Here is a 2,648-nt window from a genome sequence, read left to right on the forward strand (position 1 = left end):
TCCTGTGGTCTTCAGAGTGAGGTTACCTTTGTCTCCGATGGTACTTCTACCTATTATATTATGGTGGAGGGCTTTGGTAGCAACTCCGGTAACTTCAGTTTGGACGTTACCTGTACCGAGCCATTGCCGAACGACGACTGCGGTGGCGCGATAGCGGTAAGCTGTGGGGATTCGGTAACGGGCACCACCGTGGGCGCCACGGTAGATTCCGGTGCTCCTGTCTGCGGTCCCGCGATCACCTCTCCGGGGGTATGGTACACCCTTGACGACACCAGCGGCCTTCCGGGCGATATCACCCTTTCATTGTGCAACGGCACCGACTTTGACTCCAAGATCTCTGTCTATACCGGATCCTGCGCCGCGCTTACCTGCGTTGTGGGTAACGACGACTCGTGCGGCCTTCAGAGCGAGGTTACCTTCGCCACTGATGGGAACACGAAGTTCTACATACTGATCCACAGCTTTGGCGGTGCCACGGGCAACTTCACGATGGACGTTACCTGTATGCCGACCCCTCCGCCCAACGATATGATCGTGAACTCGATCGATGTTGACGAGATAGGGTTCCCCTACACGGATCCTTCGGTTGCGATGCCTGCCGCTACCACTGAGAACGGCAACCCACAGGGCTGCGACCTTACGGGGGCCAACGGTGTTTGGTACAATTTCGTTGCCGCGGGCGACGGGACTGCCAACGCGATGATCGTTACCCCTGGCGGTGCCAGCTCGGTGACCTTCTACACCGCACCTGACGAGAACGCCACGGAGACCGACCTTGTCCTGGTGCCACAGAACACCAACCAGTGCGTTCCGGGCACCTCTGCGTCGATCTTTACCCTTGCGGGCCAGGCCTATTATGTTTTCGTTCTGAACACGGGCGCTGTTACCGACATCGTGATAGACGGCACGAACCTTGGCGTTTCGGACAATTCGATAGCCGGTTTCAGCTATTACCCGAACCCTACCACGGGCGTGCTCAACCTTAAGAGCGTGGACAACATCGAGCGCGTTTCGCTCTACAACCTTCTTGGCCAGCGCGTGCTGGACAGCAGGGTGGGAGCTGCAGCAACGCAGCTTGACATATCCGGACTGAGCACTGGCAGTTACCTGATGAAGGTGACGGTGAACGGCCAGACCGGCACCTACAAGGTGCTTAAGGACTAGCCCCAGGGCAAGTTACTTGGCCATAACAACAGGACCACCCGCCATTGGCGGGTGGTTTTTTTTTGGGTTATATCCTGTCCTTGGGATGGCAGCGGATGGAAATGTTGATTTTTCAATGAATATGATAATTGTGTAATGTATTGTTTGATTATAATTCTATAACATTAATAATAAGTAGATAATAGAAATTATTATTAACAAAAACTTTGAATTGTTATTTTTTTGGAATAGCTTTAATTCCTTAAAACTAAAAGTGTTAACTAAATCATTTTAATTATGAAAAAAATTACGTTGTTAATTTTATCATTTGCTTTTGCGGTCAGTTATGGACAGCAAAATATGATAAAAACACAGGGTGAAAATAACCCTGTCCATTACCAACAGCAAAAGAAGACCGCTGTTGTACCTACGAACATAACGTCCAATCCGCTGGACGCTAATGTTAAGAACCAAGGGGAAAATAACCCTGTAGTTTTCAGTGCGAAACCTGCGCCCTCCCGTGCTTTAAATCAGACCCAAGGGCGTTCCAATCAAAAATTTGAAATAAAAGGGGAAGGTGCCAACAATCCTCAGTCACGAACCCCAAATGTGGGTGCCAACAACTCTCTTTTGTTTTTGTCCATTGATGCTGATGATCAAGCGGAAATTTTAGCTGCCGAACAAGAAGGGGTAAATACTAATTTTATTTACTCACCAATGGTTCAATATAGAAATTTACTTTCAGATATTATACCAACGGCAGGAGCAACTGAAAGTTTTGCAGTAACAACAGGCGATTTCTTTTACGATCCGTCAGATGGTACAACCGGAGGTCCGGGCGGTGATTGTTCCACAACTTCTTCTGGGAATACAGGAGACTATCCTAACTGTAATTGCGATACCGTTACAACATTAACGGGGGCTGGACTATCAGTAGAATTTTTATCATTTAGAGTTTTCGGAACTTTTGATTACCTAAATATTTATGATGGGCCAGACACGAGCTCTCCACAAATTTACGATAGTAATTTAAATACTGATACCGATACACTTGCAGGTATGATTGCTGCAAATGGCTCAGCTGTTTTTACTTCCACTACAGGAGCATTAACTTTTGAGTTTCATGCGACTTCAGTGGTAAATACTTGTGGTTGGGAGGTTGAAGTTCTTTCTGCTGGCGGTGGCGGCGGTGGCGGAACCTGCTCTGAGGAGAACCCGAACGACTTCACCTTTGAGAACGGCTTCAACTGTTCTTCCGCATCAGCGTTCCAGACCGCGAACGACGTGACCGTAGCTGCTGATGAGAACTTCACCTTGGAGAACATTACAGCCAGCATCTTCGCCAACGGCGGTATCGCAAACGTTGACGTAAACTATTATGACGATGCCGCGGGCCTTCCCGGGGCTCTCATAGGTTCTGAGGCTTCTGTTACCATCGACAACCAAACGGTTATCGGCAGCAACTTCGGTTTTGACGTTAACGAGGTGGAGATGACCGTTACCCC

General features: G+C 48.8%; 2 protein-coding genes. Both read left to right on the forward strand.

Going from position 1 to position 2,648, the window contains the following annotated elements:
• The coding region (locus tag LS48_RS14500) for a T9SS type A sorting domain-containing protein (RefSeq protein ID WP_204376476.1) at window positions 1–1,164 on the forward strand (1,164 nt) is incomplete at its 5' end.
• A 276-nt stretch (window positions 1,165–1,440) separates the two neighbouring features.
• On the forward strand, window positions 1,441–2,648 hold a 1,208-nt coding region (locus tag LS48_RS14505; RefSeq protein WP_131807739.1), incomplete at its 3' end, for a CUB domain-containing protein.

Origin of the sequence: Aequorivita aquimaris, assembly GCF_001573155.1 — a bacterium.
Taxonomy (GTDB): Bacteria; Bacteroidota; Bacteroidia; order Flavobacteriales; family Flavobacteriaceae; genus Aequorivita; species Aequorivita aquimaris.